Source organism: Brevundimonas diminuta (assembly GCF_050310045.1).
Taxonomy (GTDB): domain Bacteria; phylum Pseudomonadota; class Alphaproteobacteria; order Caulobacterales; family Caulobacteraceae; genus Brevundimonas; species Brevundimonas diminuta_F.
Genome location: NZ_CP190005.1, coordinates 1,841,557 through 1,865,370, shown reverse-complemented (window position 1 = coordinate 1,865,370; position 23,814 = coordinate 1,841,557). Strand labels below are relative to the sequence as shown.

Annotated in this window: 34 protein-coding genes; 30 read left to right on the top strand and 4 right to left on the bottom strand. The window is 65.3% G+C overall.

Annotated elements, in window-relative coordinates:
* The first annotated feature begins 1 nt into the window (after position 1).
* The 21 genes from rplP (at position 2) to ACORJG_RS08920 (ending at position 11,389) form a co-directional block, all read left to right on the top strand.
* Positions 2-439 (top strand): 50S ribosomal protein L16, encoded by a 438-nt coding sequence (gene rplP / locus ACORJG_RS09020; RefSeq protein ID WP_003164375.1) that lies wholly within the window; start codon positions 2-4, stop codon positions 437-439.
* Positions 439-636 carry a 50S ribosomal protein L29 gene (rpmC, locus tag ACORJG_RS09015; protein WP_003164376.1) on the top strand — a complete coding sequence of 66 codons (198 nt, stop codon included), beginning with the start codon at positions 439-441 and terminating at the stop codon, positions 634-636. Before rplP ends, rpmC begins: the two co-directional genes overlap by 1 nt.
* A 10-nt stretch (positions 637-646) precedes the next feature.
* Complete coding sequence (gene rpsQ, locus ACORJG_RS09010) at positions 647-889, top strand: 30S ribosomal protein S17 (RefSeq protein ID WP_003164377.1); 243 nt, start codon at positions 647-649, stop codon at positions 887-889.
* A gap of 18 nt (positions 890-907) precedes the next feature.
* A complete protein-coding gene (gene rplN / locus ACORJG_RS09005) occupies positions 908-1,276 on the top strand; it encodes a 50S ribosomal protein L14 (RefSeq protein ID WP_003164378.1) in 369 nt (122 codons plus the stop codon).
* A 1-nt stretch (position 1,277) separates the two neighbouring features.
* A complete protein-coding gene (rplX, locus tag ACORJG_RS09000; protein ID WP_003170025.1) occupies positions 1,278-1,586 on the top strand; it encodes a 50S ribosomal protein L24 in 309 nt (102 codons plus the stop codon).
* Positions 1,586-2,143 carry a 50S ribosomal protein L5 gene (gene rplE / locus ACORJG_RS08995; protein ID WP_427788692.1) on the top strand — a complete coding sequence of 186 codons (558 nt, stop codon included), beginning with the start codon at positions 1,586-1,588 and terminating at the stop codon, positions 2,141-2,143. Before rplX ends, rplE begins: the two co-directional genes overlap by 1 nt.
* Before the next feature lie 19 nt (positions 2,144-2,162).
* Positions 2,163-2,468 (top strand): 30S ribosomal protein S14, encoded by a 306-nt coding sequence (gene rpsN / locus ACORJG_RS08990; protein WP_003170022.1) that lies wholly within the window; start codon positions 2,163-2,165, stop codon positions 2,466-2,468.
* A gap of 15 nt (positions 2,469-2,483) precedes the next feature.
* The gene (gene rpsH, locus ACORJG_RS08985) at positions 2,484-2,882 is read left to right on the top strand and encodes a 30S ribosomal protein S8 (RefSeq protein ID WP_087139526.1); all 399 of its coding nucleotides are present in this window, start codon (positions 2,484-2,486) and stop codon (positions 2,880-2,882) included.
* Between the two features lies 1 nt (position 2,883).
* On the top strand, positions 2,884-3,417 hold the full coding sequence (gene rplF / locus ACORJG_RS08980; protein WP_427788689.1) for a 50S ribosomal protein L6: 534 nt from the start codon (positions 2,884-2,886) through the stop codon (positions 3,415-3,417).
* A gap of 3 nt (positions 3,418-3,420) precedes the next feature.
* The gene (gene rplR, locus ACORJG_RS08975) at positions 3,421-3,777 is read left to right on the top strand and encodes a 50S ribosomal protein L18 (RefSeq protein WP_121482630.1); all 357 of its coding nucleotides are present in this window, start codon (positions 3,421-3,423) and stop codon (positions 3,775-3,777) included.
* Positions 3,778-3,790: 13 nt separating this feature from the next.
* Complete coding sequence (rpsE, locus tag ACORJG_RS08970) at positions 3,791-4,390, top strand: 30S ribosomal protein S5 (RefSeq protein ID WP_427788687.1); 600 nt, start codon at positions 3,791-3,793, stop codon at positions 4,388-4,390.
* Between the two features lie 3 nt (positions 4,391-4,393).
* Positions 4,394-4,588 carry a 50S ribosomal protein L30 gene (gene rpmD, locus ACORJG_RS08965; RefSeq protein ID WP_003170017.1) on the top strand — a complete coding sequence of 65 codons (195 nt, stop codon included), beginning with the start codon at positions 4,394-4,396 and terminating at the stop codon, positions 4,586-4,588.
* A gap of 163 nt (positions 4,589-4,751) precedes the next feature.
* The gene (gene rplO, locus ACORJG_RS08960) at positions 4,752-5,345 is read left to right on the top strand and encodes a 50S ribosomal protein L15 (protein WP_427788684.1); all 594 of its coding nucleotides are present in this window, start codon (positions 4,752-4,754) and stop codon (positions 5,343-5,345) included.
* Positions 5,346-5,505: 160 nt separating this feature from the next.
* Positions 5,506-6,882 (top strand): preprotein translocase subunit SecY, encoded by a 1,377-nt coding sequence (gene secY / locus ACORJG_RS08955; protein ID WP_427788682.1) that lies wholly within the window; start codon positions 5,506-5,508, stop codon positions 6,880-6,882.
* 24 nt (positions 6,883-6,906) lie between these two features.
* Positions 6,907-7,470 (top strand): adenylate kinase, encoded by a 564-nt coding sequence (locus ACORJG_RS08950; RefSeq protein WP_427788680.1) that lies wholly within the window; start codon positions 6,907-6,909, stop codon positions 7,468-7,470.
* A 70-nt stretch (positions 7,471-7,540) separates the two neighbouring features.
* Positions 7,541-8,257: an energy transducer TonB gene (locus tag ACORJG_RS08945; protein WP_427788679.1), complete on the top strand. Its 717-nt coding sequence runs from the start codon at positions 7,541-7,543 to the stop codon at positions 8,255-8,257.
* 142 nt (positions 8,258-8,399) lie between these two features.
* Positions 8,400-8,768, top strand: coding sequence for a 30S ribosomal protein S13 (gene rpsM, locus ACORJG_RS08940; RefSeq protein ID WP_025978145.1), 369 nt, complete (start codon positions 8,400-8,402; stop codon positions 8,766-8,768).
* A 16-nt stretch (positions 8,769-8,784) separates the two neighbouring features.
* Positions 8,785-9,174 (top strand): 30S ribosomal protein S11, encoded by a 390-nt coding sequence (gene rpsK, locus ACORJG_RS08935; protein WP_003164390.1) that lies wholly within the window; start codon positions 8,785-8,787, stop codon positions 9,172-9,174.
* Between the two features lie 88 nt (positions 9,175-9,262).
* Positions 9,263-10,282, top strand: coding sequence for a DNA-directed RNA polymerase subunit alpha (locus ACORJG_RS08930; protein ID WP_427788676.1), 1,020 nt, complete (start codon positions 9,263-9,265; stop codon positions 10,280-10,282).
* 114 nt (positions 10,283-10,396) lie between these two features.
* Complete coding sequence (gene rplQ / locus ACORJG_RS08925) at positions 10,397-10,816, top strand: 50S ribosomal protein L17 (RefSeq protein WP_427788674.1); 420 nt, start codon at positions 10,397-10,399, stop codon at positions 10,814-10,816.
* 99 nt (positions 10,817-10,915) lie between these two features.
* Complete coding sequence (locus ACORJG_RS08920; RefSeq protein ID WP_427788673.1) at positions 10,916-11,389, top strand: GNAT family N-acetyltransferase; 474 nt, start codon at positions 10,916-10,918, stop codon at positions 11,387-11,389.
* Between the two features lie 7 nt (positions 11,390-11,396).
* On the opposite strand, the gene ACORJG_RS08915 is transcribed toward ACORJG_RS08920, so the two are convergent.
* A complete protein-coding gene (locus ACORJG_RS08915; RefSeq protein ID WP_427788671.1) occupies positions 11,397-12,260 on the bottom strand; it encodes a hypothetical protein in 864 nt (287 codons plus the stop codon).
* The gene (locus tag ACORJG_RS08910) at positions 12,257-13,156 is read right to left on the bottom strand and encodes an ABC transporter ATP-binding protein (RefSeq protein WP_427788669.1); all 900 of its coding nucleotides are present in this window, start codon (positions 13,154-13,156) and stop codon (positions 12,257-12,259) included. Before ACORJG_RS08910 ends, ACORJG_RS08915 begins: the two co-directional genes overlap by 4 nt.
* A 102-nt stretch (positions 13,157-13,258) precedes the next feature.
* Here ACORJG_RS08910 and ACORJG_RS08905 point away from each other — a divergent pair, with 102 nt between their 5' ends.
* Positions 13,259-14,494: an ectonucleotide pyrophosphatase/phosphodiesterase gene (locus tag ACORJG_RS08905; protein ID WP_427788667.1), complete on the top strand. Its 1,236-nt coding sequence runs from the start codon at positions 13,259-13,261 to the stop codon at positions 14,492-14,494.
* 174 nt (positions 14,495-14,668) lie between these two features.
* Positions 14,669-16,057: a trypsin-like peptidase domain-containing protein gene (locus ACORJG_RS08900; RefSeq protein WP_427788665.1), complete on the top strand. Its 1,389-nt coding sequence runs from the start codon at positions 14,669-14,671 to the stop codon at positions 16,055-16,057.
* Between the two features lie 198 nt (positions 16,058-16,255).
* On the opposite strand, the gene ACORJG_RS08895 is transcribed toward ACORJG_RS08900, so the two are convergent.
* Entirely contained in the window at positions 16,256-16,675 is a 420-nt protein-coding gene (locus ACORJG_RS08895; RefSeq protein ID WP_427788663.1) for a VOC family protein, read from the bottom strand.
* Positions 16,676-16,742: 67 nt separating this feature from the next.
* Between ACORJG_RS08895 and ACORJG_RS08890 the strand changes: the two genes are divergently transcribed.
* The 4 genes from ACORJG_RS08890 (at position 16,743) to ACORJG_RS08875 (ending at position 20,436) form a co-directional block, all read left to right on the top strand.
* Positions 16,743-18,047 (top strand): replication-associated recombination protein A, encoded by a 1,305-nt coding sequence (locus ACORJG_RS08890; protein ID WP_427788662.1) that lies wholly within the window; start codon positions 16,743-16,745, stop codon positions 18,045-18,047.
* 606 nt (positions 18,048-18,653) lie between these two features.
* Positions 18,654-19,094, top strand: a complete 441-nt coding sequence (locus tag ACORJG_RS08885; RefSeq protein WP_427788660.1) for a hypothetical protein — start codon at positions 18,654-18,656, stop codon at positions 19,092-19,094.
* A 43-nt stretch (positions 19,095-19,137) separates the two neighbouring features.
* The gene (locus ACORJG_RS08880) at positions 19,138-19,863 is read left to right on the top strand and encodes an RluA family pseudouridine synthase (RefSeq protein ID WP_427788659.1); all 726 of its coding nucleotides are present in this window, start codon (positions 19,138-19,140) and stop codon (positions 19,861-19,863) included.
* Positions 19,864-19,941: 78 nt separating this feature from the next.
* Entirely contained in the window at positions 19,942-20,436 is a 495-nt protein-coding gene (locus ACORJG_RS08875; RefSeq protein WP_427788657.1) for a CC0125/CC1285 family lipoprotein, read from the top strand.
* A 3-nt stretch (positions 20,437-20,439) separates the two neighbouring features.
* On the opposite strand, the gene ACORJG_RS08870 is transcribed toward ACORJG_RS08875, so the two are convergent.
* The gene (locus ACORJG_RS08870; RefSeq protein ID WP_427788655.1) at positions 20,440-20,877 is read right to left on the bottom strand and encodes a DUF2214 family protein; all 438 of its coding nucleotides are present in this window, start codon (positions 20,875-20,877) and stop codon (positions 20,440-20,442) included.
* Between the two features lie 43 nt (positions 20,878-20,920).
* On the opposite strand from ACORJG_RS08870, the gene crcB reads away from it, so the two are divergent.
* The 3 genes from crcB to ACORJG_RS08855 are packed head-to-tail and all read left to right on the top strand — an operon-like array spanning position 20,921 to position 23,813.
* The gene (crcB, locus tag ACORJG_RS08865) at positions 20,921-21,319 is read left to right on the top strand and encodes a fluoride efflux transporter CrcB (protein WP_427788653.1); all 399 of its coding nucleotides are present in this window, start codon (positions 20,921-20,923) and stop codon (positions 21,317-21,319) included.
* Complete coding sequence (locus ACORJG_RS08860) at positions 21,316-22,311, top strand: RluA family pseudouridine synthase (RefSeq protein WP_427788652.1); 996 nt, start codon at positions 21,316-21,318, stop codon at positions 22,309-22,311. Before crcB ends, ACORJG_RS08860 begins: the two co-directional genes overlap by 4 nt.
* Positions 22,312-22,331: 20 nt before the next feature.
* Complete coding sequence (locus ACORJG_RS08855) at positions 22,332-23,813, top strand: putative 2OG-Fe(II) oxygenase (RefSeq protein WP_427788650.1); 1,482 nt, start codon at positions 22,332-22,334, stop codon at positions 23,811-23,813.
* Position 23,814: the final 1 nt, after the last annotated feature.

The following is a 23,814-nucleotide window of genomic DNA, read 5'->3' as shown; positions in this document are numbered from 1 at the left end:
CATGTTGCAACCGAAAAAGACCAAGTACCGCAAGGCCTTCAAGGGCCGCATCCACGGCTCGTCCAAGGGTGGTTTCTCGCTGAACTTCGGCTCCTACGGTCTGAAGGCCGTCGAGCCGGAGCGCATCACGGCGCGTCAGATCGAAGCGGCTCGCCGCGCGATCACCCGTCAGATGAAGCGTCAGGGCCGCGTCTGGATCCGTATCTTCCCCGACGTGCCGGTCTCCGGCAAGCCGGCCGAAGTGCGGATGGGTAAGGGCAAGGGCGCGGTGGACCATTGGGCCGCTCGCGTGGCCCCGGGCCGCATCATGTTCGAAATCGACGGCGTGCCGGACGACGTGGCTCGTGAAGCGCTGCGCCTCGGCGCCGCCAAGCTGCCGATCCGCACCAAGGTGGTCACCCGCCTGGATGCCGGCATCGTTACGGAGCAAGCCGCCTAATGACCAAGATCGCCGATCTCCGGTCGCAAACCGTCGACCAGCTGTCCGACGAGCTGCTGAAGCTCAAGAAGGAACAGTTCAACCTGCGCTTCCAGGCCGCCACCGGCCAGATGGAAAAGACCCACCGGGTCTCGGAAGTGCGCAAGGACATCGCTCGCATCTCGACGCTTCTGCGCGAGAAGCGTGCGGCCTCGTAAGGAAACACCGATGCCCAAACGCATTCTTGAAGGCGTGGTCGTCTCCGACAAGGGCGACAAGACCGTCGTCGTGAAGGTCGAGCGCACCCTGCTGCACCCGCTGCTCCGCAAGACGGTCCGCAAGTCCAAAAACTACCACGCCCACGATGAAGCTAACGCTCTCAAAGTCGGCGATATCGCGCGCATCATCGAATGCGCCCCCAAGTCCAAGTTGAAGCGCTGGGAAATTATTTCCCCGTCTTCGGCTTCGTAAGAAGAAGGATCGGATCCCATGATCCAGATGCAAACTAACCTGGAGGTCGCCGATAACTCGGGCGCCCGCCGGGTCATGTGCATCAAGGTGTTGGGCGGCTCCAAGCGCCGCTACGCCTCGATCGGCGACACCATTGTCGCCTCGGTGAAGGAAGCGATTCCTCGCGGCCGCGTGAAGAAGGGCGACGTCGTTCGCGCCATCGTCGTGCGCACCGCCAAGGACATCCAGCGCAAGGACGGCTCTGTCATCCGTTTCGACAAGTCGGCCGCCGTCATCGTCAACAAGCAGAACGAGCCCGTTGGCACCCGTATCTTCGGCCCGGTTCCGCGCGAGCTGCGCGCCAAGAACCACATGAAGATCATCTCGCTGGCTCCGGAGGTCCTGTAACATGGCCGCCAAGATCAAAAAGGGCGACAAGGTCGTCGTCCTGACCGGTAAGGACAAGGGCCGCACCGGCCAGGTGCTGCAGGTCCTGCCGACCGAGAACCGCGTCGTCGTGCAAGGCGTCAACATGGTCCAGCGCCACACGCGCCCGACCCAGGCTGACCCGCAAGGCGGCATCAAGCACAAGGAAGCCTCGCTTCACCTGTCGAACGTCGCGATCGCCGACGCGAACGGCAAGGCGACCCGCGTGGGCTTCAAGGTCGAGGGGGACAAGAAGGTCCGCTTCGCCAAGTCGACGGGAGACGTCATCTGATGGCCGACACCAAGTACACGCCGCGTCTCAAGACCGAGTATCAGGACCGCATCCGCAGCGTCCTGAAGGAAAAGTTCGGCTACACCAACGAGATGCAGATCCCCAAGCTGGACAAGATCGTCCTGAACATGGGTATCGGTGAAGCTGTCGCTGACTCCAAGAAGGCCACTGCGGCCCTCAAGGATCTGACGGCCATCGCTGGTCAGAAGGCCGTGCCGACCAAGGCTCGTAACTCCATTGCCGGCTTCAAGCTGCGCGAGGGCATGATCATCGGCGGTAAGGTCACCCTGCGTGGCGCCCAGATGTACGAGTTCCTGGATCGTTTCATCACGATCGCTCTGCCGCGCGTGAAGGACTTCCGGGGCCTGAAGGGCACTTCGTTCGACGGTCGCGGCAACTACGCCACGGGTCTGAAGGAGCACATCGTGTTCCCGGAGATCAACTACGACCAGATCGACCAGATGTGGGGCATGGACATCATTGTCTGCACCACGGCCAAGACCGATGAGGAAGCCAAGGCTCTCCTCACCGAGTTCAAGTTCCCGTTCGTGAACTGATCGGGAAGGGAAGAGAACAATGGCTAAGAAAAGCGCCGTAAACCGCAACGAAGCCGTCAAGGCCCTGGTTGCGAAGTATGCCGCGAAGCGGGACGCCCTGAAGGCTATCGCCAACGACGAGAGCCTGCCGCTTGAGGAGCGTTTCGATGCGCGCCTGAAGCTGGCGGCCCTGCCGCGCAACTCGGCTCCGAGCCGCATTCGCAACCGTTGCGAAGTGACGGGTCGTCCGCGGGCTTACTACCGCAAGCTCAAGATGAGCCGTGTCGCCCTGCGTGAGCTGGGCAACATGGGTCAGATCCCCGGCCTGACGAAGTCGAGCTGGTAAGGGGAGCGAACAGATATGATGATCAACGATCCCCTGAGCGACATGATCGCTCGCATCAAGAACGCGGCCACCCGCAAGCGTTCGTCGGTGCTCACCCCGGCTTCCCGCCTGCGCCAGCGCGTCCTGGACGTGCTGCAGGACGAAGGCTACATCCGCGGCTATTCGCTGGTTCAAAACCCCGGTGAGTTCCCGCAGTTCGAGATCGAGCTGAAGTATTTCGACGGCCAGCCGGTGATCGCCGAGATCGCCCGCGTGTCGAAGCCCGGCCGCCGCGTTTACTCGGCCATCAGCGATCTGAAGCCGATCAAGAACGGCCTCGGCATCTCGATCCTTTCGACTTCGAAGGGCGTCATGTCCGACGCCGCCGCCCGCGACGCCAACGTCGGCGGCGAAGTCCTCTGCAGGGTCTACTGATATGTCTCGTATCGGCAAGAAAACCATCGCTGTGCCGAAGGGCGTGACTGTCACGCTCAACGGCCAGAACGTCACCGTGAAGGGTCCCAAGGGCGAACGCTCCTGGACCGTCGCCGAAGAGATCGAAGTCACGCAGGAAGGCGACGAACTGTCGCTGACCCCGCGTTCGGACACGCAGCGCGCCAAGGCCATGTGGGGTCTGTCGCGCACCCTCGTCGCCAACATGGTGACGGGCGTGACCGAAGGCTTCGAGAAGACCCTGGAACTGGTCGGCGTGGGTTACCGCGCTGCGCTGAAGGGCAAGGATCTCTCGCTGCAGCTCGGCTTCTCGCACGACGTCGACATCGCTCCGCCGGAAGGCGTCACCTTTGCTGTTCCGAAGCAGACCGAGATCAAGATCTCGGGCGCCGACAAGCAGGTCGTGGGTGAAATCGCCGCGGTCATCCGCAAGATGCGTCCGCCGGAGCCCTACAAGGGCAAGGGCGTGCGCTACCAGGGCGAATTCGTCCGGCGCAAGGAAGGCAAGAAGAAGTAAGTCATGGCTCTCTCTCTTCAACAACAAGCCAAGCGCCGCGCCGAGCGCACTCGTCGTCGCCTGAAGGCTGTCGCCAACGGTCGCCTGCGTCTGTCGGTTCACCGTTCGGACAAGAACATCTCGGCTCAGATCATCGACGATGCCCAGGGCATCACGGTGGCTGCCGCCTCGTCGCTGGAAGGCGGCAAGGGTTCGAAGGGTTCGGACGTCGCAGCCGCCGCCAAGATCGGCAAGCTGATCGCCGAGCGCGCCATCGAGAAGGGCGTCACCGACGTCGTCTTCGACCGTGGCGGCTACATCTATCACGGCCGGGTCAAGGCGCTGGCGGAAGCCGCGCGCGAAGCCGGCCTGAACTTCTAAGGGAACGGCAAGCATGGCTCGTGAACCCCAACGCGGCGGCGGCGATCGCAACCGTCGCGACAACCGCAACGCTCCCGCTGAAGGTCCGGATTCGGACATCATCGAGAAGCTGGTGCACATCAACCGCGTCGCCGCCACCGTCAAAGGCGGCCGCCGGTTCTCGTTCGCGGCCCTGATGGTCGTCGGCGACGGCAAAGGCCGCGTCGGCTTCGGTCACGGCAAGGCGCGCGAAGTGCCGGAAGCCATCCGTAAGGCGACCGAAGAAGCCAAGAAGACCATGATCAAGGTTCCGCTGCGCGAGAACCGCACCCTGCACCACGACGGCGCCGGCCGTTGGGGCGCCGGCAAGATCATGATGCGTGCGGCGCCTCCGGGCACCGGCGTCATCGCGGGCGGTCCGATGCGTGCAGTCCTCGAAACCCTCGGCGTCCAGGACGTCGTGGGCAAGTCGACCGGCTCGTCGAACCCCTACAACATGATCCGCGCCACCTTCGAAGCTCTGAAGGTTCAGTCGTCGCCGCGCCAGATCGCCTCCAAGCGGGGCAAGAAGGTGTCCGACCTGATGGGCCGCCGCAATGACGGCGCTTCGGCGCCGGAAGCCGTGGAGGGCTGATAGATGGCCAAGACCGAAAACAAGACTGTGACCGTCCGTCAGACGGCGAGCCCGATCCGCCGCAAGGGCGATCAGCGCGCCACCCTGGTGGGCCTGGGTCTCAACCAGATCGGCCGTGAGTCGACCCTGGAAGACACCCCCTCCGTCCGTGGGATGATCGCCAAGGTCGCCCACATGGTGGAAGTGGTCGAGAAATAAGACGCTTCGCCCTCTCCCGTTCGCGGGGGAGGGCGTTTCCGCTTTATGAAGAAGCATCTTGCGATGCAGACGCGGGTCGCCTAATCAGCGACCCTTCAATTTTTCCAACGCCGAGTCAGGACCGCCTGGCGGACCTGGCGCTAGAACCCGAAAGGATCAGGCAATGAAACTGAACGAAATCCGCGACAACGAAGGCGCAACCAAGAAGCGCATGCGCGTCGGCCGTGGCCCCGGTTCGGGCAAGGGCAAGACCGCCGGTCGCGGCGTCAAGGGTCAGAACTCGCGTTCGGGCGGCGGCAAGGTCGGCTTCGAAGGCGGCCAGATGCCGCTGTACATGCGTATGCCGAAGCGCGGCTTCAACGTGCCGAACGCGCCGAAGCTGGCTGAAGTCAACCTGTGGCGCCTGCAAGAGGCTGTCGACGCCGGCAAGCTGGACGCCAAGGCCGAGATCAACGGCGCGGCCCTGGTCGCCGCCGGCGTCATCCGTCGCGTCAAGGACGGCGTGCGCATCCTGGGCGAAGGCGAACTGAAGGCCAAACTGAACCTGGTCGTGTGGTCGGCTTCGTCGGGCGCCATCAAGGCGATCGAAGCTGCTGGCGGCGCTGTGACGCAACAGCGCATCGAAGCTGAAGCCAAGGCGGCTGCCCGTCTCGAGAAGCGCAACGCTGCTCGCGGCAAGGCTCCTGCGCCGAAGGCTCCGCTGGGCGACGCCAACAAGATCTCGGCACGCGCCAAGCGCGCCGCGGCCAAGGCCTAAAATCCGATATCGTCATCCCGTCGGGGACGCGGCTTTCGCGTCTTCGCCGGGAACGTCCGGAACGGGATGACGATTTTCCGAAAGCGGCCCTCGCAAGAGCGCCGCTTTCCGCCTATCTGACCACGGGCATGATTTATGGTGACCGTGTGGGGAGCGCCTGATGGCTTCGGCCGCTGAACAACTTGCTGCCAATATGAACATGGGCTCGTTCGCCAAGGCGACCGAGCTGCACAAGCGCCTGCTGTTCACGCTGGGCGCGCTGCTGGTCTATCGGATCGGCACCTATGTTCCGATCCCAGGGATCAACGGCGAGGCCTTCCTGGCCTTCTTCCAGAATCCGGATGGCCAACGGGGCATCCTGGACATGTTCAACATGTTCTCGGGCGGCGCTGTCGAGCGCATGGCCGTGTTCGCGCTGAACGTCATGCCCTACATCTCGGCGTCGATCATCGTCCAGCTGATGGGCGCGGTGTATCCGCCTTGGGAGAAGCTGAAGAAGGAAGGCGGCGAGTCGGGCCGCAAGCAGCTGAACCAGTACACCCGCTATCTGACGGTGTTCCTGGCGCTGGCGCAGTCGTTCGGCATCGCGGTGGGCCTGAACGCCCAGCCGGGCCTGATCGACCAGCCGGGTCTGTTCTTCATCATTTCGACGGTCACCGTCCTGACCGGCGGCACCATGTTCCTGATGTGGCTGGGCGAGCAGGTGACGGCGCGCGGCGTCGGCAACGGCATCTCCCTGATCATCTTCGCGGGCATCGTGGCGGTTCTGCCGTCGACGGTGGCGCGGATGCTGGGTCTGGCCCAGCAGGGTCAGATGTCGGCCTTTACCCTGTTCTTCATCGCTATCATGGCGGTGGCGGTCATCGTCTTCATCGTCTTCATGGAACGCGCCCAGCGCCGCCTTCTGATCCAGTATCCGAAGCGCCAGGAAGGCAACCGCATGACGGGCGGCGAACGCAGCTTCCTGCCGCTGAAGGTCAACACCGCGGGCGTGATCCCGGCCATCTTCGCCTCGTCGCTGCTGATGCTGCCGACGACGGTGGCCCAGTTCACCGCCAATGCGAACCTGCCGGACTGGATGAGCTGGCTGCCTCTGGTGACGGCCCAGCTGACCCACGGCCAGCCGGTGTTCATGATCCTGTACGCCGCCCTGATCGTGTTCTTCTGCTTCTTCTACACCTCGATCACCTTCAACCCGGAGGACACGGCCGAGAACCTGCGCAAATACGGCGGCTTCCTGCCGGGCATCCGTCCGGGCAAGCGCACGGCCGAGTATCTGGACTATGTGCTGACGCGCCTGACGGTGATCGGCGCCGCCTATATCACCGCCGTCTGCCTGCTGCCGGAGTTCCTGGTCAGCAGCCTGGGCAACAGTCTGTACTTTGGCGGAACGTCTATCTTGATCGTGGTGTCGGTGACGATGGACACTGTCGCCCAGATTCAATCGCACCTGCTGGCGCACCAGTATGAGGGCCTGATCAAGAAGGCCAAGTTGCGCGGTCGTGGCCGGGGCGGTTCCGCTCCTGCCCGTCGCTGATCGGGTAGGGGGCCCGAAAATATAATGAACCTGATCCTGTTCGGGCCGCCTGCGGCCGGCAAGGGCACCCAGGCCAAGCGGCTGGTCGAGGGGCGTGGCATGGTCCAGCTCTCGACCGGCGACATGCTGCGCGCGGCGATTGCTTCCGGCTCTGAGCTGGGGCTGAAGGTCAAGGACGTGCTGGCGCGCGGCGACCTCGTCACCGACGACATCGTCATCGCCCTGATCGAAGCCCGCCTGCCGGAGGCCGAGGCCGCCGGCGGCGCCATCTTCGACGGCTTCCCCCGCACGGTGGCTCAGGCTGAAGCCCTGGACGCCATGCTGGCCAAGCGCGGCGCCCAGATCGACAGCGTCATCCGCCTGAAGGTGGACGACGCCGCCCTGATCGACCGGATCGGCAAGCGCTTCGCCGAGCAGGGCCGCGCCGATGACAACCCCGAGACGTTCAAGGACCGTCTGGCCGTCTACAACCGCCAGACTGCGCCTCTGCTTCCCTACTATGAAGGCCAGGGCAAGCTGACCGAGGTGGACGGCATGGGCGATATCGCCTCTGTGGCCGCCGCCATCGACGCGGCGCTGGACGCCTGAGCCGACACAGGGTCTGATCCTTCTCGACATCTGATGCGTTCGCATTCGGAAGCCTGAGCGGGAGACGCTGTTGCGGCCGCAACATATGAAACAATGGCGCTGGGGCGCGGCGGGGCTGGTGGCTCTTCTGCACCTCGGCGCCTTTGTGCTTTTGGGCGTTGGTCGCGATGAAGTGCGTCTGCCGGATGCGCCGCCGTCGATTCTGGTGGACCTGATTCCGTTCGAGCGGCCGGAACCGCCGCCCCCGCCTCCACCGCCTGTCGAGCCTGGGGCGACGAAGGGCGGCGGCGCCCCTGCTGCGCCTTCCGTCGTTCGCCCGCCACGCCCGTCTCCAACGCCGCCCAAACCAGAGGTCGCCGCACCGCCGCATCCGGCGCCAGAGCAGCCGCTGGTCATGGGCGTCGCGACCGAAGCCGACAGCCCTTCACCCGGTGCAGGTCAGGGCGGGCAGGGGACCGGCAGCGGTTCAGGCCAAGGATCCGGCGGTGGCCCGGGCGCGGGCGACGGCCCGCCGCGCATCATTCGTGGTCCCTCTGTGGGCGAACTGCGCGCGCTGCATCCGCGTGAGGCTTTCCGGCGTCGGCGAGGAGGGCAGGCGACGCTGGTCTGCCGTGTTCGCCTCGACACCACGCTCAGCGATTGCCGCCTTGTCGATGAAACGCCGCCGGGAATGGGATTCGGTCAGGCAGGTCTTGCGGCCTCGCGTTATTTCCGCTTTCGTCCTGCGACGCAGAACGGAGCGCCAATTGATGGTCGAGAGGTCCGGGTGGGGGTCGAATGGCCCTGAGCCAGCCTGCTCACGGCGCATGCCCGTTGACGCATCGGGAATCCCCTGTATAAGGGCGGCCTTCCGCGAAGGGCGTGCACGTTCCAGGTCTGTTGACCGGAGCGGTTTCTGCGTCTGAATTAACGCGTACTTGGAGAATTTCGTGGCCCGTATCGCAGGCGTCAACATTCCGACGAACAAGCGCGTTGAAATCGCGCTTCAGTACATTCACGGCATTGGCGCGCACAACGCCAAGGAGATCACGGCCAAGATCGGCATCGAGCCGGCCCGCCGCGTGAACCAGCTGACCGACGCGGAGATCCTGCAGATCCGCGAAACCATCGACCGCGATTTCACCGTCGAAGGCGACCTGCGCCGTGAGACGTCGATGAACATCAAGCGCCTGATGGACCTGGCCTGCTACCGCGGCCTGCGTCACCGTAAAGGCCTGCCGGTCCGCGGCCAGCGCACCCACACCAACGCTCGCACCCGCAAGGGTCCGGCCAAGCCGATCGCCGGCAAGAAGAAGTAAGAGAGAGGCCTGACCGATGGCTAAGGAACCGGGTCGCGTTAAGCGCCGCGAACGCAAGAACATCACCTCGGGCGTCGCCCACGTGAATGCTTCGTTCAACAACACCATGGTGACGATCACCGACGCTCAAGGGAACGCGATTTCCTGGTCGTCGGCCGGTCACATGGGCTTCAAGGGCTCGCGCAAGTCGACGCCGTACGCCGCTCAGATGGCTGCGGAAGACGCTGGCAAGAAGGCTGCTGAACACGGCGTCAAGACGCTGGAAGTGAACGTCTCGGGTCCGGGTTCGGGCCGTGAGTCGGCCCTGCGCGCCCTGCAGGCCGTGGGCATGACGATCACGACCATCCGCGACGTGACGCCGATGCCGCACAACGGCTGCCGTCCGCCGAAGCGCCGCCGCGTCTAAGGTTCACGCCGCCTACCCCTTCTCCCGGCGGCTCCTGTTGTTCTGAACGTGAGAACACGGAGCCGTCGAAACCCGTTCGAGGGACTTTATGATCGAAAGAAACTGGCAAGAGCTGATCCGTCCCGAGAAACCGCAAGTCGAGGGCGGGTCTGACCCGCAGCACAAGGCGCGTCTGATCGCCGAGCCTCTCGAGCGCGGTTTCGGTGTGACGCTCGGCAACGCGCTTCGTCGCGTTCTGCTGTCTTCGCTTCAAGGCGCGGCGGTCACGGCCATTCAGATCGACGGTGTCGTGCACGAGTTCTCGTCGCTGGAAGGCGTTCGCGAGGACGTCGTCGACATCGTTCTGAACATCAAGCAACTGGCCCTGCGCATGCACGCAGAAGGTCCGAAGCGGATGACGCTGCGCGCCACGGGCCCCGGCCCGGTGACGGCGGCCCAGATCGAGCTGCCGGCCGATATCGAGGTGCTGAACCCGGATCACGTGATCTGCACCCTGGATGACGGCGCGTCGGTTCGCATGGAACTGACGGTGCAGAACGGCAAGGGCTACGTCGCCGCCGAACTGAACCGCCCGGAAGACGCTCCGATCGGCCTGATCGCCGTCGACGCCCTGTATTCGCCGGTGAAGCGCGTCGCCTATCGCGTCGAGCCGACCCGTCAGGGCCAGTCGCTGGACTACGACAAGCTGATCCTGGAAGTCGAAACCAACGGCGCGGTCTCGCCGGTTGACGCGGTGGCTTACGCCGCCCGCATCCTGCAAGACCAGCTGCAGATCTTCATCACCTTCGATGAGCCGACCAAGGCTGTCGAGCAGTCGGACGGCAAGCCCGAACTGCCCTTCAACCCGGCCCTGCTGAAGAAGGTGGACGAGCTGGAGCTGTCGGTCCGTTCGGCCAACTGCCTGAAGAACGACAACATCGTCTACATCGGCGACCTGATTCAGAAGACCGAGGGCGAGATGCTTCGCACCCCGAACTTCGGCCGCAAGTCGCTGAACGAAATCAAGGAAGTTCTGGCGTCCATGGGACTGAGCCTCGGCATGGATGTGCCGAACTGGCCGCCGGAAAACATCGAAGATCTGGCCAAGAAGTTCGACGACCAGATCTGATCATCAACCCTCCGCCCAGGTCCGTTGGATCGGTTGGGGCGGTTAGAATGAGAGGCCCCAGGTCTCGTCCGGCAAGTAGGGACGGGAAACCAGGGTTGAGTAGGAGAGACCCCGATGCGCCACGGCGCCGCCTATCGCAAGCTCGGCCGCACGGCCAGCCACCGCCAGGCCATGTTCGCCAACATGGCTGCCTCGCTGATCAAGCACGAGCAGATCACGACGACTCTGCCCAAGGCGAAGGAACTGCGTCCCTTCGTTGAAAAGCTGGTCACCCTGGCCAAGAAGGGCGATCTGCACGCTCGTCGTCAGGCCATCAGCGCCGTTCGCGACGTGTCGCAGGTCGGCAAGCTGTTCGAGACCCTGGCTCCTCGTTACGCCGAGCGTAACGGCGGCTATATCCGCATCATGAAGGCGGGCTTCCGTCACGGCGACAATGCCGCGATGGCCGTCATCGAGTTCGTGGACCGCGACACGGCCGCCAAGGGCCTGGACTCCGGTCCGGTCTTCGCCATCGAAGGCGACGACGAGGCCTGATGAGACCTTTCAGGTTTGAGCAAGATTGAAGGGCGGCTGGAGCAATCCAGCCGCCCTTTGTCTTGCGCCGTGATGGAAAGCGGCGCCATACAGCCCGTCATGAGTGAGCAAGCGTTTCGTATTGTAGAGTTTTCGCCGGACCTGGCTGGGGACTGGCGTACGCTGAATGAGGCCTGGCTGGCTGAAGGCGGATTCGCCATCGAGGCCAAGGACCGCAAGGTGTTGGACGATCCGCAGGGGCAGATCCTGGCGCCGGGCGGCCGCATCTTCTTTGTTGAGCGCGAAGGCGAGATCGTCGGCTGTTGCGCCCTGATGGCCATGGCTGACGGCGGCTTCGAGGTCGCCAAGATGACGATCGCTCCGTCGGCGCGCGGGCAGGGCCTGTCGCGGCGCCTGCTGGAGGTCTGCGAGACCGCAGCGCGTCAGGCGGATGCGCCGCGCCTTTATCTGGAAACCAGTTCGACGCTCGGCCCGGCGCTGGGGCTGTATGACAGCTTCGGTTTTGTCCGTCTGCCGCCGCGCGAAACACCCTATGTCCGGGCCGATGTCTTCATGGAGAAGACGCTGGCCTGATCTGCCGCTATTCCTTCGACAGATCCTGACGCTGGAACCAGCCAAGGGCGAGCAGGAAGGGGGCGAAGCACCATAGCGCCAGCCCTGCGGCGGCCCGCCACGCGGCGCCTTCCGGCAGGATGGCGGCCATCATGCCGCCCTGGATCAGGGACTTCAGCACCTGATAGGCCTCGCCGGGGAACAGCAGCATGGTGGGCCAGTCGCCCGTCCGCCAACCGGCGAACATGACGCCCTTGGCCATGAAGGCCTGCGCCACGCCGATTGCCAGGGGAACCAGCAGGGCCGCGACCAGCGAGCGCGTGACCGTCGCGGCCAGCAGGGCCAGCAGCATGAATTGAACCACACGCACAAAGGCCAGCAGGAACAGCAGGCCGAAGCTCTGGATCGCCGCTGGACTGAGGCTGAAAACGAAGCGGTTATCGAAGATCAGTCCTTTGGCGACAGCGCCGATCAGGGCGGCGGCCAGAAACAGCAGCAGCGCGGTGAGCGTCATCAGCTTTACGGCGCCGACCTTGCCCATGATCAGATTGGGGCGGCTGTTGCGGGCCGTGATCAGGCGCCAGGTCTCCCAGCGATAGTCGGCCGCAAAGACGCTGGCGGCGCCGATCAGCAGAAAAGCCAGAAGGGCGGGATGAGCCAGATTGCCTGCCGCATCCATCAGGGCGTGCCCCAGATCCAGCGTGCCGCGCCCCAGACGCAACTGTGACGGCAGGCGGTCGCTGACCGAGGTCACCTTGTCGCTGATGAACAGATTGCCGGCGATGCTGGCGCTCAGCCAGACCAGCGGCACGAACAGCAGGCTCCAGAACAGGGCGGTGCGGTTCTGCAGCAGGCGCCAGGTTTCGGCACGGACGGCGTCGAACAGCATCATGGGCGGCCCCCTGCGCCAGAGGCGGTTTCGGTCATGAAGACGCTTTCCAGATCGGCGCCGACCCAGCGGGCCTCGTCGATGTCCACGCCCTGTTCGATCAGGGCGCGCAGCAGGGCCGGGGCCTCGGCGCGAGGGATGGCGGCCATGACTGCGTCGTCCTGAACGCTGCCGCGCTCGCCCAGCACGTTCATGACCTTGGCCAAGGGCGTGGCCGACAGGCGCAGGCGCTCGCCCGAGGCGGTCAGGTCGCTGACCTTGCCCTCGGACGCCAGCCTGCCGCGGTTCAGGATGGCGACGCGGTCGCAGACGCGCTGGACCTCAAGCAACTGGTGGCTGGCCAGGATGATGGTGACGCCGTCGTCGTCAGCCAGGCTGCGGATCAGGGCGCGCATTTCCTGAATGCCGGGCGGGTCCATGCCGCTGGTCGGCTCGTCCAGAATGACCAGATCGGGCCGGGTCATCAGGGCGGCGGCGACGCACAGCCGCTGCATCATGCCGACGGAGAACCCGCGCACCTTGCGGTCCGCCGCCTCGGTCAGGCCGACGCGGGCCAGCCAGCGGTCGGTCTCGACCTCCGCTCCCATGCCATGCGCCAGCGCCAGCCAGCGCAGGGCCTGACGCGCGCTGAGGTAGGGCGGATAGCGCGGCGTCTCGATCATCGAACCCATGCGCCGGGTGATGGCCGGGTCGCCGGTCGGCTGGCCCATCACCCGCACCTCGCCCGCCGTGGGACGAATCAGGCCCAGCAGAATGCGGAACAGGGTCGACTTGCCCGCACCGTTCGGCCCCAGCACGCCATAGACGCCGCCGCGCGGTATGCTGAGACTGAGGCCGTCCAGGGCGCGCACGGCGCCATAGGTCTTGGTCAGTCCGCTGGTTTCGATGACGTGGGTCATTCCGGCACCGTGGCGCGAGGATGGAAAACCCGCAAGCGGTCTTCTGTCTGTCGCAGAATGGGCCTAGGCAATGCTCCCGAAAGCCGATTTCGGGAGCCCTTCATGTTTGATCGTCTGTTCGGTCTGGCGCGCGTCGCCGCCCTGACGCTGACCGCTGCGGCGTGCGCGACCACGCCGCCCGTTGCGCCGGTTGAGACGGCGCAGACGCCGAACGTCATTCTGATCTCCATCGACGGGTTCCGCGCCGACTATCTGGAGCGCGGCGTGACGCCGGTGCTGTCGCGACTGGCGGCCGAGGGCGCATCGGGGCCGATGAAGCCGTCCTTCCCCAGCGTGACCTTCCCCAACCATTACACCCTCGTCACGGGCCTGCATCCCGATCACCACGGCATCGTCGGCAATAATATGGTCGACGCCGAACTGGGCCGCTTCTCGCTCGGGAACAAACAGGCCGTCACTGACCGCCGCTGGTGGGATCAGGGCGAGCCGATCTGGGTCTCGGCCGAGCGCCAGGGCGTGAAGACCGCCACCATGTTCTGGCCGGGGTCCGAGGCGGACATCCGTGGCGTGCGGCCCAGCTATTGGAAGCCCTTCGACCAGTCGATGCCTGGCGATGCGCGGGTGGATCAGGTGCTGCAGTGGCTGGACCTGCCGGTCGCCGAGCGGCCGGGGCTGACCACCCTCTATTTCGATATCGTCGACACCATGGGCCACCACCACGGCCCGGATGCGCCCCAGACGACCGAGGCGATGCGTTCGGTCGACGCCTCCATCGGGCGGCTGATCGACGGGCTGAAGGCGCGGGGCCTGTATGAGAATACGATGTTGGTCGTGGTGTCGGATCACGGCATGGCGGCGACGTCGCCCGAGCGGGTGACGGTGCTGGACGACATCATCGACTCTGCGGCGGTTGAGATCATTTATGGCGGGCCGGTCACCTTCCTGAACCCTGTCGCGGGGCGCGAGGCCGAGGTGGAGCAGGCCCTGCTGGGCTCGCGTCCGCATCTGGACTGCTGGCGCAAGAGCGAGATTCCGGCGCGTCTGGTTCTGGGCTCGAACCCGCGCGTCTCGGCCATCGTCTGCGCCTCTGAGCCGGGCTGGGTGTTGGCGACGCGCGACCGTATGCCGAACAAGCCGGGCGGCGCCCACGGTTATGACAACGCTGCGCCCGAGATGCAGGCCGTCTTCATCGCCCACGGCCCTGGCGTCATCGCCGGACGGCGGTTGCAGAATTTGGACAGCGTCGACGTCCAGCCCTTCCTGGCCCGCCTGCTGGGCGTGACGGCGCCGCGCGGCGACGGTGACCCGAACGACACGCTGCCGGTGACGCAGCGCTGAGCGCAGGCGTCAGGAATCCCGGACGTCTGGCCCACTCACGGAACACAGCAAGGTCACGGCCGTTTGATCGCCGCTGCGCCTCTGTCGCCTGTCTGAGCAACCACCGGCCTTGATCCTGTCGAAAAGGCGAGGCGGAATAGGCAGCAACGCCCAAGCTTGTGGAACCGGGACGAGATGAAGACTTCCAGACTGGCCATCGCCGCCGCCCTGATCCTGTCCGCCTGCGGGCAGCCGCAACCCACCAAGGCGCAGGAAGGCGTCTTCGCCGAGCAGCCGCGCGTGGCCCCGCGCGACGCCGGAACCCTGAAGACCAGCTTCGCGCCCGTGGTGCAGAAGGCGGCGCCTGCCGTGGTCAACATCTCGGCGCGGGGCGTTCAGCGCGTGCGCGATCCCTTCTTCGAGTTGTTCGGCGGCGGACCGCAGTCGCGCGTGACCGGCTCGATCGGTTCGGGTGTCATCGTGCGCCCGGACGGCATCGTGGTGACCAACAATCACGTCATCCAGAACATGCAGGAGATCCGCGTCACCCTGAACGACCGGCGCGAATACCCGGCCAAGGTGCTGTTGGCCGACGAGCGGTCCGACATCGCCGTGCTGCAGCTTGAAAATCTGGACGGCGACCTGCCGGTGCTGCGCATCGACGATCAGGAACAGCAGCAGATCGGCGATCTGGTTCTGGCCATCGGTAATCCGTTCGGTGTCGGCCAGACTGTGACCAACGGCATCATTTCGGCCCTGAACCGGACCGAGACGGGCATCAGCGATTCCGGCTCCTTCATCCAGACGGACGCCCCGATCAATCCGGGCAATTCGGGCGGCGCCCTGGTCGACATGGACGGCGAACTGATCGGCATCAACACGGCCATCTTCTCGCGCACCGGCTCGTCCAGCGGCGTGGGCTTCGCCGTTCCGGCCAGCATGGTGCGTCGGGTGGTGGATTCCGCCGTCGGCGGCGCCAAGTCGGTGGAGCGCGCCTGGCTGGGCGTCAAGGGCGACACGGTCAGCGCCGACATCGCCCGCAGTCTGGGATTGGAGCGGCCGCAGGGCCTGATGGTCACAGATGTCTACGCCGGCGGTCCCGGCGCGCGCGCCGGCATCCAGCAGGGCGACGTCATCACCGCCATCGACGGCGCAGAGGTCAATGATCAGGGTGGTCTGAACTTCCGCGTCGGCACCAAGTCGCCGAACGCCACTGTCGCGGTGAGGGTGCTGCGCGACGGCCGAACTCAGACGCTGAACGCACGCGTCTCTACCCTGCCGGGCGATGCCGATCCGGGGCAGGGGACGGTCGTGGGGCAGGGCGCGCTGGCCGGGCTTCAGGGCGTGGCGCTGAACCCGGCGCTGGCCGACCGGCTGGGCGGCGACCCCTTCACCAGCGGCGTGGTGGTGACGGGGCTGCAACGCAACAGCGTCCCGGCCCGCATCGGTCTGCGTCCCAATGATCTGGTGGTGCAGCTGGACGGCCGCGCCGTCACGACGGTCGCCGCCCTGGGCAATGCGCAGCGGGGGTCTGAACTGACCATCATCCGTAATGGACGTCGTCTGACGGGGCGTTTGCCGTAGGAAAAACAGGCGCCGCGTTTCTCCCTCCCCGTCCCGGGGAGGGTGGCTGAGGCGAAGCCGAAGCCGGGTGGGGGCGACGAGGCTATTCAGACGCCGAGGCTAGGATCGCCTGGCCCTCCCCACCCGGTCGCTGCGCGACCACCCTCCCCATGAAGGGGAGGGAGAGGGTTGCGCTTTTCCTATGATTTACGGCGGCGGTTACCCCTTCTTCGGCCCGCCGATGCTCCACAGGTGTCCGAACGGGTCGCGGAGCTGGCCATAGCGATCGCCCCAGAACTGATCTTCCAGCGGCATGACCGGCGTCGCTCCGTTGACGAGCGCACGGCCCCACCATTCATCGGCGTCGTCGACCTGAAGGTGCAGGCTGACGCCGACCGGCTTGATATCCGTCTCGCCCGTCCATTCGGGGAACTCATCGGCCAGCATCAGGCTGCCGCCGTTGATGCGCAGGTGGACGTGCAACAGGCGCTCGCCGTCTTCGGCGGGCGTGCGCATGACTTCCTCGGCCCCGAAGGCGCGGGCGTAGAATTCGACCGCTGCGGCGGCCCCGCGTGAGGGAATGGTCAGGTGCGGCGTCACCCCGCCGTGCGGTCCCTGTTCAGCCTTGGCGTCTGTCATGCGATTCCTCCTTGGAGGCATTCTATCGGGTGCAGTCGCCCGAACGAACGCCTATCTAGAGTGTTCCATGACTGATTTGTTCGAAGCCTCCGGCATCCATCCTCCTGACGCCCCTCTGGCCGACCGTCTGCGCCCGCAGGCGCTGGATCAGGTGGTGGGCCAGGACCATCTGCTGGGCGAAGGCGGGCCGATCCGCCGCATGATCGAGGCCGGGCGTCTGGGCTCCATGATTCTGTGGGGGCCGCCGGGCACAGGCAAGACGACGATCGCCCGACTGTTGGCCAAGGCGGCGGGCTATGAATACCAGTCGATCAGCGCCGTCTTCTCAGGCGTCGCCGATCTGAAGAAGGCGTTCGAGGCCGCGCGGATGCGCCGGGCGGCGGGTCAGCAGACCCTGCTGTTCGTCGACGAAATTCACCGCTTCAACCGCGCCCAGCAGGACGGCTTCCTGCCCTTCGTCGAGGAGGGAATCGTCACCCTGGTCGGCGCCACCACCGAAAACCCCAGCTTCGAGCTGAACGGCGCCCTGTTGTCGCGGTCGCAGGTCTATGTGCTGAAGCGGCTGGACGACGCCTCTCTGGACCTGTTGCTGGATCGGGCCGAGGCGCTGATGGACAAGCCCCTGCCGCTGACGCCCGAAGCGCGTCAGGCCATGCTGGCGCTGGCCGATGGCGACGGCCGCTATCTGCTGACCATGTCCGAGGTGCTGTTCGATCTGACGGACGTCGAGCCGCTGGACGTGCAGGCGCTGGCGGGCGTGCTTCAGAAACGCGCCCCCGCCTACGACAAGTCGCGCGAAGAGCACTACAACCTCATCTCCGCCCTGCATAAGTCGGTGCGCGGATCCGACCCGGACGCGGCGCTTTACTGGCTGGCGCGGATGCTGAACGGGGGCGAAGACCCGCTGTATCTGGCCCGCCGCATCGTGCGTATGGCGGTCGAGGACATCGGTCAGGCCGACCCCCTTTCCATTCTGGTCGCCAACGCGGCCAAGGACACCTACGATTTCCTCGGCTCGCCCGAGGGGGAACTGGCGCTGGCTCAGGCCGTCGTCCATCTGGCCACGGCGCCCAAGTCGGTCGGCGTCTACGAAGCCTTCAAGGCGGCGAAGAAGGCGGCGCACGAGACCGGCTCCCTGATGCCGCCCGCCCATATCCGCAACGCTCCGACCAAGCTGATGAAGCAACTCGGCTACGGCAAGGGCTACCAATACGACCCGGATACGCCTGAAGGCTTCTCCGGCGCCGACTTCTTCCCCGACGAGATGGAGCGCCGCACCTTCTACAAGCCCAAGGGCGAGGGGCATGAGGAGAAGGTCAAGGCGCGTCTGGAACGCTGGGCCGCCCTGCGGATGAGAATGCAGGGCGGCTAATCTATTTTATTCTACCTTTTGATTACCAATCTCCAGGTCCTGGGCATTGGCCAATGGCCCTTTTTAGATAGAACTCTGAAATATTTCCTATAGCGGGCGGTGTTACAATGTACAGATTGTTGAGGCAGCGCTCCGTTTGATAGCCAATGACTGTGGTCATTGTGGCGTCGCTATAATAATCTATGTGATAGTAGTAGGTGTCCGTGCCTGGTAGGGGCGGGATTGTCTGCGCCGAAGCCTGTTCGGATCCAATTGGAATGAACGCTGCGCCTACAATCAAAGAAGCGAAAAAAGCCAAATTTTTCATAATTAACTCCTTTTGCGAATTTCATAGAATACGGACGTTATTTTTTCTTTCTAAACAATTACGTGTGATGTAAATACTTATGGGTATGTATATATTATACTTGTCCGACGAGCAATTTTGCTTGTGCTAAGATATGGTCTTACATGTTGTTTTTATTAGATTTTTTGTATTTGAAATGCCGAGTATTGTGTATGGAGCGGGCTCGTAATGGCTTAGGGCGAGTGGCCGGGCGGATGCTCTTGTTGCATCGGCCTGTTCCGGCGTAGGTGTCGGCTCTGGACGCCCTGGGGGACAAAGCGATGGTCGATATTTCAAAGCGCCCGGCGGCGCCGTGGCATCTGTGGGCCATCGGGGCGGCGTCGGTGGTCTGGAACGGCGTCGGCGTCTGGCAGTGGTATCAGAAGGTGACCGGCGCGGCGGCCTATTGGAGCGCCCTGACGATGGAGCAGGTCTTTTATCTGCGCTCGGCGCCGATGTGGACGGATGTCGCCTATGGCGTAGCGGTGTGGTGCGGCCTGCTGGGCGCGCTGATGCTGTTGCTGCGGCGCAAGCTGGCGTTCAACGCCCTCGTCGCCGGGCTGATCGCCATGCTGGCGTATGCCGTCCATGTGCTGGCGCTCAGCAATGGGCGTGAGGTGCTGGGCGCGGCGGGACTGGCTTCTGTCGTGGCGGTCGCCGCCGTCTTCGTCATCCAGGTCGTTTACGCTCACTGGGCGCGCCGCAAGGGCCTGATCCGCTGAGGGCCATGGCGAAGCGCGGCGGGCTCGGCTAAAGGCTCGGCGGGTGAAGACACGCCAGCCTGTTTCCCTGACCGAAGATGAAATCGCCGCCGTCCGTTCGTGGGTGGTGCATGAAGACGCGCATCTGATCGCCTTTAACAAGCCGTCGGGCCTGTCCAGTCAGGGCGGGCGCATTCAGGCGAATACGCTGGACGACCTGCTGTGGGCCTTCGCCCGATCGAACGGCAAGCGGCCGGAACTGGTGCACCGTCTGGACCGCGACACATCGGGCGTCATTCTGGCTGCCAAGACCAAGCCTGCCGCTGGTTTTTTCGGCAAGGCGATGCAGATGCGCAAATTCCAGAAGACCTATCTGGCCTTGGTCGCGGCCGCGCCCGAGCCGAAATCAGGCCGCATCACCTCGGCCCTGCGTCGCGAAGAGATCGGGCGTGAAAGCTATATGCGGGTCGTGGATTTCGATGCGCCGGGCGCGCAGGGTGCGGCCAGCAGCTATCGCACCCTGGCCTCTGGCGAGGACGGAGCGGTGGTCGAACTGTCGCCGGAGACGGGACGGATGCACCAGCTAAGGGTGCATATGGCCTCGATCGGACGCCCACTGGTCGGTGATGTCCGCTATGGCGGCGCCCTGACCTTCGCCGCTCGTGCGGCGCCGCGTCTGATGCTGCATGCGGCGAAACTCAGCTTTCCCCACCCCGACGGCGGCCGTGTGACGGTCGAGGCGCCGGAGCCGGACGACTTTGCCGCCCTGCGCGTGGCGGCGGGCCTGTAGGGGCTTCATCCCCCGTTCAGCTTCGTCGCAGAACAATGGATTATGCCCGTGCGCTGTTCGGGCGTGGGAGCCATGCGCATGAAACGCCTCGCCTATATCGCCATCGCCGCCTCAGCTCTGGCCCTGACGGCCTGCGCCAGTCTTGCGCCCTATGGCCAGCAGATGGGGCCGAACGGTCAGGGTTATTCCGACCAGAGGATCGAGCGCGACCGCTTCCGCGTCACCTATAAGGGCGTCGGCGCGCCGGGGCCTGTGGCCGACATGGCCCTGTTCCGCGCCGCCCAGCTGACGACCGAACAGGGCTATGACTGGTTCGAGATCACCCAACGCTGGATCGATGGTCGCCCCGACAGCGCAGGCGGCGTCCGCCCCAGCGTCTCGGTCGGCGCCAGTTCCGGCCGTTACGGCGGCTGGTCGACGTCGGGTGTCGGCGTCGGGCTGGGCTTTGATCTTAGCGGACCGCAGCCGACCTCGACCACGCTGGAGGTCGTCATGGGCCGCGGACAGCGTCCCGATCGCCCGGGCGCATATGACGCGCGTGGGGTTCAGGATTCGATCCGCCCACGCCTTTAAGGTCTAGAAAGGCCAGCGCGTCATCGCCGCCGCGAAGGCCAACAGCGGAACCAGTAGAACAACCTCGAGCCCGACTGCGCGTCGGGCCACGCTCAGTTCGGCCTGCGGCGGGATATAGCCGGGCGCGGCCTTCGCCGCCCTGCGCCATTTCAGGATCATCAGCGTCGGCCGGATCGAGATCAGGCCGATCAGGGCGAAGGTCCCGATCTTGGCCCAGAAAAAGGGGTTGGCTTCGTAAAAAGCCCAGCCTTTGCCCCCCATCACCCGTCCGATGCCGACCACGACGATCAACAGCGCTGTCACCCCATAGCCCGCATCCATTCCGGCCAGCCGCTTCAGAGGCGGCGTCTCAATCCGCAGCAGCGCCAATTCAGACGCCAGCATGACTATCAGGCCTAGAAACAGCAGGTGATGCAGGATGGCGAGAGAAAGGTCGTGCATGGCGGCCTTCGCAAATGATGGCAGAACAGTATAAGCCGCCAGCATGACACATTTCTTGCTGGTTGCGATCGGCGGCGGATTGGGGGCCATGGGGCGGTATGCCCTCGGGCTGACTGTGGGCCGTCTTGCGCCCGGTGCGGCCTGGCCGTGGGCGACGCTGACAGCCAATGTCGCGGGGGGCTTTCTGATGGGGCTGCTGGCCGGCTGGCTGGCGCTGAAGGCGGGCGCGGGGCAGGAAAACATCCGCCTGTTCGCCGCCGTCGGCGTGTTGGGCGGCTTCACGACCTTTTCCGCTTTTTCACTTGAAGCGACCCTGATGATCGAACGCCGTGAAATGGTCTCGGCTTTCGTTTATGCGGCGGGTTCGGTGGTTCTCGCCATCGCCGCTCTGTTCGTCGGCCTGATGATCGCGCGCAAACTGTTTATCGGAGTGGGCGCATGAGCCGCGAAGTCCAGACCCTCTATGTCGCCGAGGATGAAGACGACATCCGTCTTGATCGCTGGTTCAAGCGGCGCTGGCCGCACCTGACCCACATACAGGTCGAGAAGATGGCCCGCAGCGGCCAGATCCGCGTCGACGGCTCGCGCGTCAAGCCGCAGGACCGTCTGACCGCAGGCGCCGCCGTGCGCGTGCCGCCGCTGCCGGACGCCAATCCGCGCAAGCCCGGCGACCTGCATGAATTGACCGAGCGCGACATCGCCTACGCCAAGTCGCTGGTGCTGTACGAAGACCACATGGTCATCGCCCTGAACAAGCCGCACGGTCTGGCCGTGCAGGGCGGCACCAAGACCACCAAGCACGTCGACCGCCTGCTGTCGGCTTGGGGCGAGGGGATGGAGCGCCCGCGTCTGGTTCACCGTCTGGACCGCGACACCTCGGGCGTGCTGCTGCTGGGCAAGGGACCGGAGGCGGCCAAACGTCTGGCCGGGGCCTTCGCCCGCCGTCAGGCCAAGAAGACCTATTGGGCCATCGTCATCGGCAACCCCAAGCCTTCCGCCGGTCAGATCGACATGGCGCTGAAGAAGACCGGCATCAACGACTTCGAGATGATGCGCCCGGCCGAACCCAAGGATCCCAAGGGCGAACCGGCCGAGACCGCCTTCGCCACCATCAGCCGCGCCGCCCACCGCGCGGCGTGGATGGCGCTGCGCCCCTTCACGGGCCGGACGCACCAGCTGCGCGCCCACATGGCCGCCATCGGTCACCCCATTCTGGGCGATCCCAAATACGGCGACGACAAGTCGCGTGAACTGTCCGGCCCTCTGAAGCTGCAGCTTCACGCCCGCCGCATCGAACTGGATCACCCCGGCGGCGGCAAGCTGATCGTCGAGGCCCCGCTCAGTCCTGAGATGAAGGCAGGCTTCAACCACTTCGGTTTCTCTGAGGACGAGGCTGACGAAGACCTCTTCGAAGGCGTGCGGCGGATGCGATGAAGACCGGGCCGGGGGTTCAGATGAGGCTGCAGCGCGCTCAGGCTCTGGCGGGGCAGGGAGATCTGGCCGGGGCGCTGGCATTGCTGGAGCAGACGCCGCCGAACGAGCGGGCAGCCGTTCAATCGCTTCAGGTCGAGCTTCTGAAGGCGCTGGAACGGTTTGATGAGGCGCTGGCGATCCGGCGCGCACAGGTCGAGGCGGCGCCGAAGAGCGTGGCCGCCCGGCATAACCTGGCCGCCCTGCTGGGCGATATGGGCCGCAATACTGAGGCGATTGAAGCGGCGAATCAGGCCTTCGCCAACGGCGGCGATGCGCCGGAAACATGGCTGGTGCTGGCGCGCGCCCTGTCTGGTTGCGCCCGTCTGGATGAGGCGGAAGACGCGTATCGCAAGGCGGTTGAACGTCGCCCGGCCTATGGCGAGGCGGTGCGCGAACTGGCCCAGTTGATCTGGATGCGCGGTGGTGATGTGGAGGCCGCCAAGGCGCCGGTGCTGAAGGCGCTGGCGACGGCGCCGGGCGACGGCGACCTGCTGACCTGTCTGGCGCTGGTGCTGATGTATGGCGGCGGCGATCCGCGCGAGGCGTGGACCGAGCTGACGCGGCGGGCGCAGGCCGGGGGCGCGCGTTCGGCCACGGTCGAACTGGCGGCGGGACAACTGGCCCTGACCTTTGATCCAGCGCTGGCGGTCGGCCATGCGCGCAGGGCGACCGAACTGGCGCCGCAGACGATCGAGCCGTGGATGAGTGTGGCTGAGGCGCTTGTGACGCTGGGCGACGCCGACGGCGCTTTCGAAATACTGGACCAGCTTGCGGGCGCGCCGGTGGTGCATCAGAAGGTGCTGGCCCTGCACGCCACGGCCAGCCGGGTGAAGGGGCAGGCGGATGCGCTGGGTCTTGATGATCTGGACGGGCTGGTCAGCGCTCAAACCATCGACACGCCGCCGGGCTGGAGCGATCTGGGCGCCTATCTGGCGGACCTGCAAACGGCCCTGCTGGCGCAGCACGCCTATCAGAACCATCCGCTGGGTCAGAGCCTGCGTCACGGGACGCAGACGCCGGTGGACCTGACCCTGGTCGACGACCCGGCCATCCGCGTCTTCTTCACAGCCATCGACGGGCCGATCCGTCGTCATCTGGCGCGGTTGGGGCAGGGCGGCGACCCTGTCCGGCGTCGCAACAGCGGCGACTACAGGCTGAGCGGCTGCTGGTCGGTGCGGCTGGCGCCGGGCGGGTTCCACGAACACCATATCCACCCCAAGGGCTGGTATTCTTCGGCCTGTTACATCGACGTGCCGCCGGTGGTCGAGGCGGGCGGTCATGAGGGCTGGCTGGCGTTGGCCCAGCCGCCGTTCCCGACGCCGCAGCCGCTGGCGCCTCTGCGCTATGAAAAGCCCCAGCCGGGGAAACTGGTGCTGTTCCCGTCCTGCCTGTGGCACGGCACCGTGCCGTTCAGCGGCGACCAACCGCGCCTGTCCGTCGCCTTTGATATCGTGCCTGTCTGAT

What these genes read in the sequence shown, in the direction of transcription:
- ACORJG_RS08930 (WP_427788676.1), top strand. Translation starts at nt 9,263, where the DNA reads ATGATCGAAAGAAACTGGCAAGAGCTGATCCGTCCCGAGAAACCGCAA.
- rpsH (WP_087139526.1), top strand. Translation starts at nt 2,484, where the DNA reads ATGATGATCAACGATCCCCTGAGCGACATGATCGCTCGCATCAAGAAC.
- ACORJG_RS08890 (WP_427788662.1), top strand. Translation starts at nt 16,743, where the DNA reads ATGACTGATTTGTTCGAAGCCTCCGGCATCCATCCTCCTGACGCCCCT.
- rpmC (WP_003164376.1), top strand. Translation starts at nt 439, where the DNA reads ATGACCAAGATCGCCGATCTCCGGTCGCAAACCGTCGACCAGCTGTCC.
- rpsE (WP_427788687.1), top strand. Translation starts at nt 3,791, where the DNA reads ATGGCTCGTGAACCCCAACGCGGCGGCGGCGATCGCAACCGTCGCGAC.
- rpsQ (WP_003164377.1), top strand. Translation starts at nt 647, where the DNA reads ATGCCCAAACGCATTCTTGAAGGCGTGGTCGTCTCCGACAAGGGCGAC.
- rplP (WP_003164375.1), top strand. Translation starts at nt 2, where the DNA reads ATGTTGCAACCGAAAAAGACCAAGTACCGCAAGGCCTTCAAGGGCCGC.
- rplR (WP_121482630.1), top strand. Translation starts at nt 3,421, where the DNA reads ATGGCTCTCTCTCTTCAACAACAAGCCAAGCGCCGCGCCGAGCGCACT.
- ACORJG_RS08885 (WP_427788660.1), top strand. Translation starts at nt 18,654, where the DNA reads ATGGTCGATATTTCAAAGCGCCCGGCGGCGCCGTGGCATCTGTGGGCC.
- rplN (WP_003164378.1), top strand. Translation starts at nt 908, where the DNA reads ATGATCCAGATGCAAACTAACCTGGAGGTCGCCGATAACTCGGGCGCC.
- rpsN (WP_003170022.1), top strand. Translation starts at nt 2,163, where the DNA reads ATGGCTAAGAAAAGCGCCGTAAACCGCAACGAAGCCGTCAAGGCCCTG.
- rplE (WP_427788692.1), top strand. Translation starts at nt 1,586, where the DNA reads ATGGCCGACACCAAGTACACGCCGCGTCTCAAGACCGAGTATCAGGAC.
- rplO (WP_427788684.1), top strand. Translation starts at nt 4,752, where the DNA reads ATGAAACTGAACGAAATCCGCGACAACGAAGGCGCAACCAAGAAGCGC.
- crcB (WP_427788653.1), top strand. Translation starts at nt 20,921, where the DNA reads ATGACACATTTCTTGCTGGTTGCGATCGGCGGCGGATTGGGGGCCATG.
- rplF (WP_427788689.1), top strand. Translation starts at nt 2,884, where the DNA reads ATGTCTCGTATCGGCAAGAAAACCATCGCTGTGCCGAAGGGCGTGACT.
- ACORJG_RS08900 (WP_427788665.1), top strand. Translation starts at nt 14,669, where the DNA reads ATGAAGACTTCCAGACTGGCCATCGCCGCCGCCCTGATCCTGTCCGCC.
- ACORJG_RS08920 (WP_427788673.1), top strand. Translation starts at nt 10,916, where the DNA reads ATGAGTGAGCAAGCGTTTCGTATTGTAGAGTTTTCGCCGGACCTGGCT.
- ACORJG_RS08895 (WP_427788663.1), bottom strand. Translation starts at nt 16,675, where the DNA reads ATGACAGACGCCAAGGCTGAACAGGGACCGCACGGCGGGGTGACGCCG.
- ACORJG_RS08910 (WP_427788669.1), bottom strand. Translation starts at nt 13,156, where the DNA reads ATGACCCACGTCATCGAAACCAGCGGACTGACCAAGACCTATGGCGCC.
- ACORJG_RS08950 (WP_427788680.1), top strand. Translation starts at nt 6,907, where the DNA reads ATGAACCTGATCCTGTTCGGGCCGCCTGCGGCCGGCAAGGGCACCCAG.
- rpsK (WP_003164390.1), top strand. Translation starts at nt 8,785, where the DNA reads ATGGCTAAGGAACCGGGTCGCGTTAAGCGCCGCGAACGCAAGAACATC.
- rplQ (WP_427788674.1), top strand. Translation starts at nt 10,397, where the DNA reads ATGCGCCACGGCGCCGCCTATCGCAAGCTCGGCCGCACGGCCAGCCAC.
- ACORJG_RS08915 (WP_427788671.1), bottom strand. Translation starts at nt 12,260, where the DNA reads ATGATGCTGTTCGACGCCGTCCGTGCCGAAACCTGGCGCCTGCTGCAG.
- ACORJG_RS08905 (WP_427788667.1), top strand. Translation starts at nt 13,259, where the DNA reads ATGTTTGATCGTCTGTTCGGTCTGGCGCGCGTCGCCGCCCTGACGCTG.
- ACORJG_RS08855 (WP_427788650.1), top strand. Translation starts at nt 22,332, where the DNA reads ATGAGGCTGCAGCGCGCTCAGGCTCTGGCGGGGCAGGGAGATCTGGCC.
- ACORJG_RS08870 (WP_427788655.1), bottom strand. Translation starts at nt 20,877, where the DNA reads ATGCACGACCTTTCTCTCGCCATCCTGCATCACCTGCTGTTTCTAGGC.
- secY (WP_427788682.1), top strand. Translation starts at nt 5,506, where the DNA reads ATGGCTTCGGCCGCTGAACAACTTGCTGCCAATATGAACATGGGCTCG.
- ACORJG_RS08860 (WP_427788652.1), top strand. Translation starts at nt 21,316, where the DNA reads ATGAGCCGCGAAGTCCAGACCCTCTATGTCGCCGAGGATGAAGACGAC.
- rpmD (WP_003170017.1), top strand. Translation starts at nt 4,394, where the DNA reads ATGGCCAAGACCGAAAACAAGACTGTGACCGTCCGTCAGACGGCGAGC.
- rplX (WP_003170025.1), top strand. Translation starts at nt 1,278, where the DNA reads ATGGCCGCCAAGATCAAAAAGGGCGACAAGGTCGTCGTCCTGACCGGT.
- ACORJG_RS08875 (WP_427788657.1), top strand. Translation starts at nt 19,942, where the DNA reads ATGAAACGCCTCGCCTATATCGCCATCGCCGCCTCAGCTCTGGCCCTG.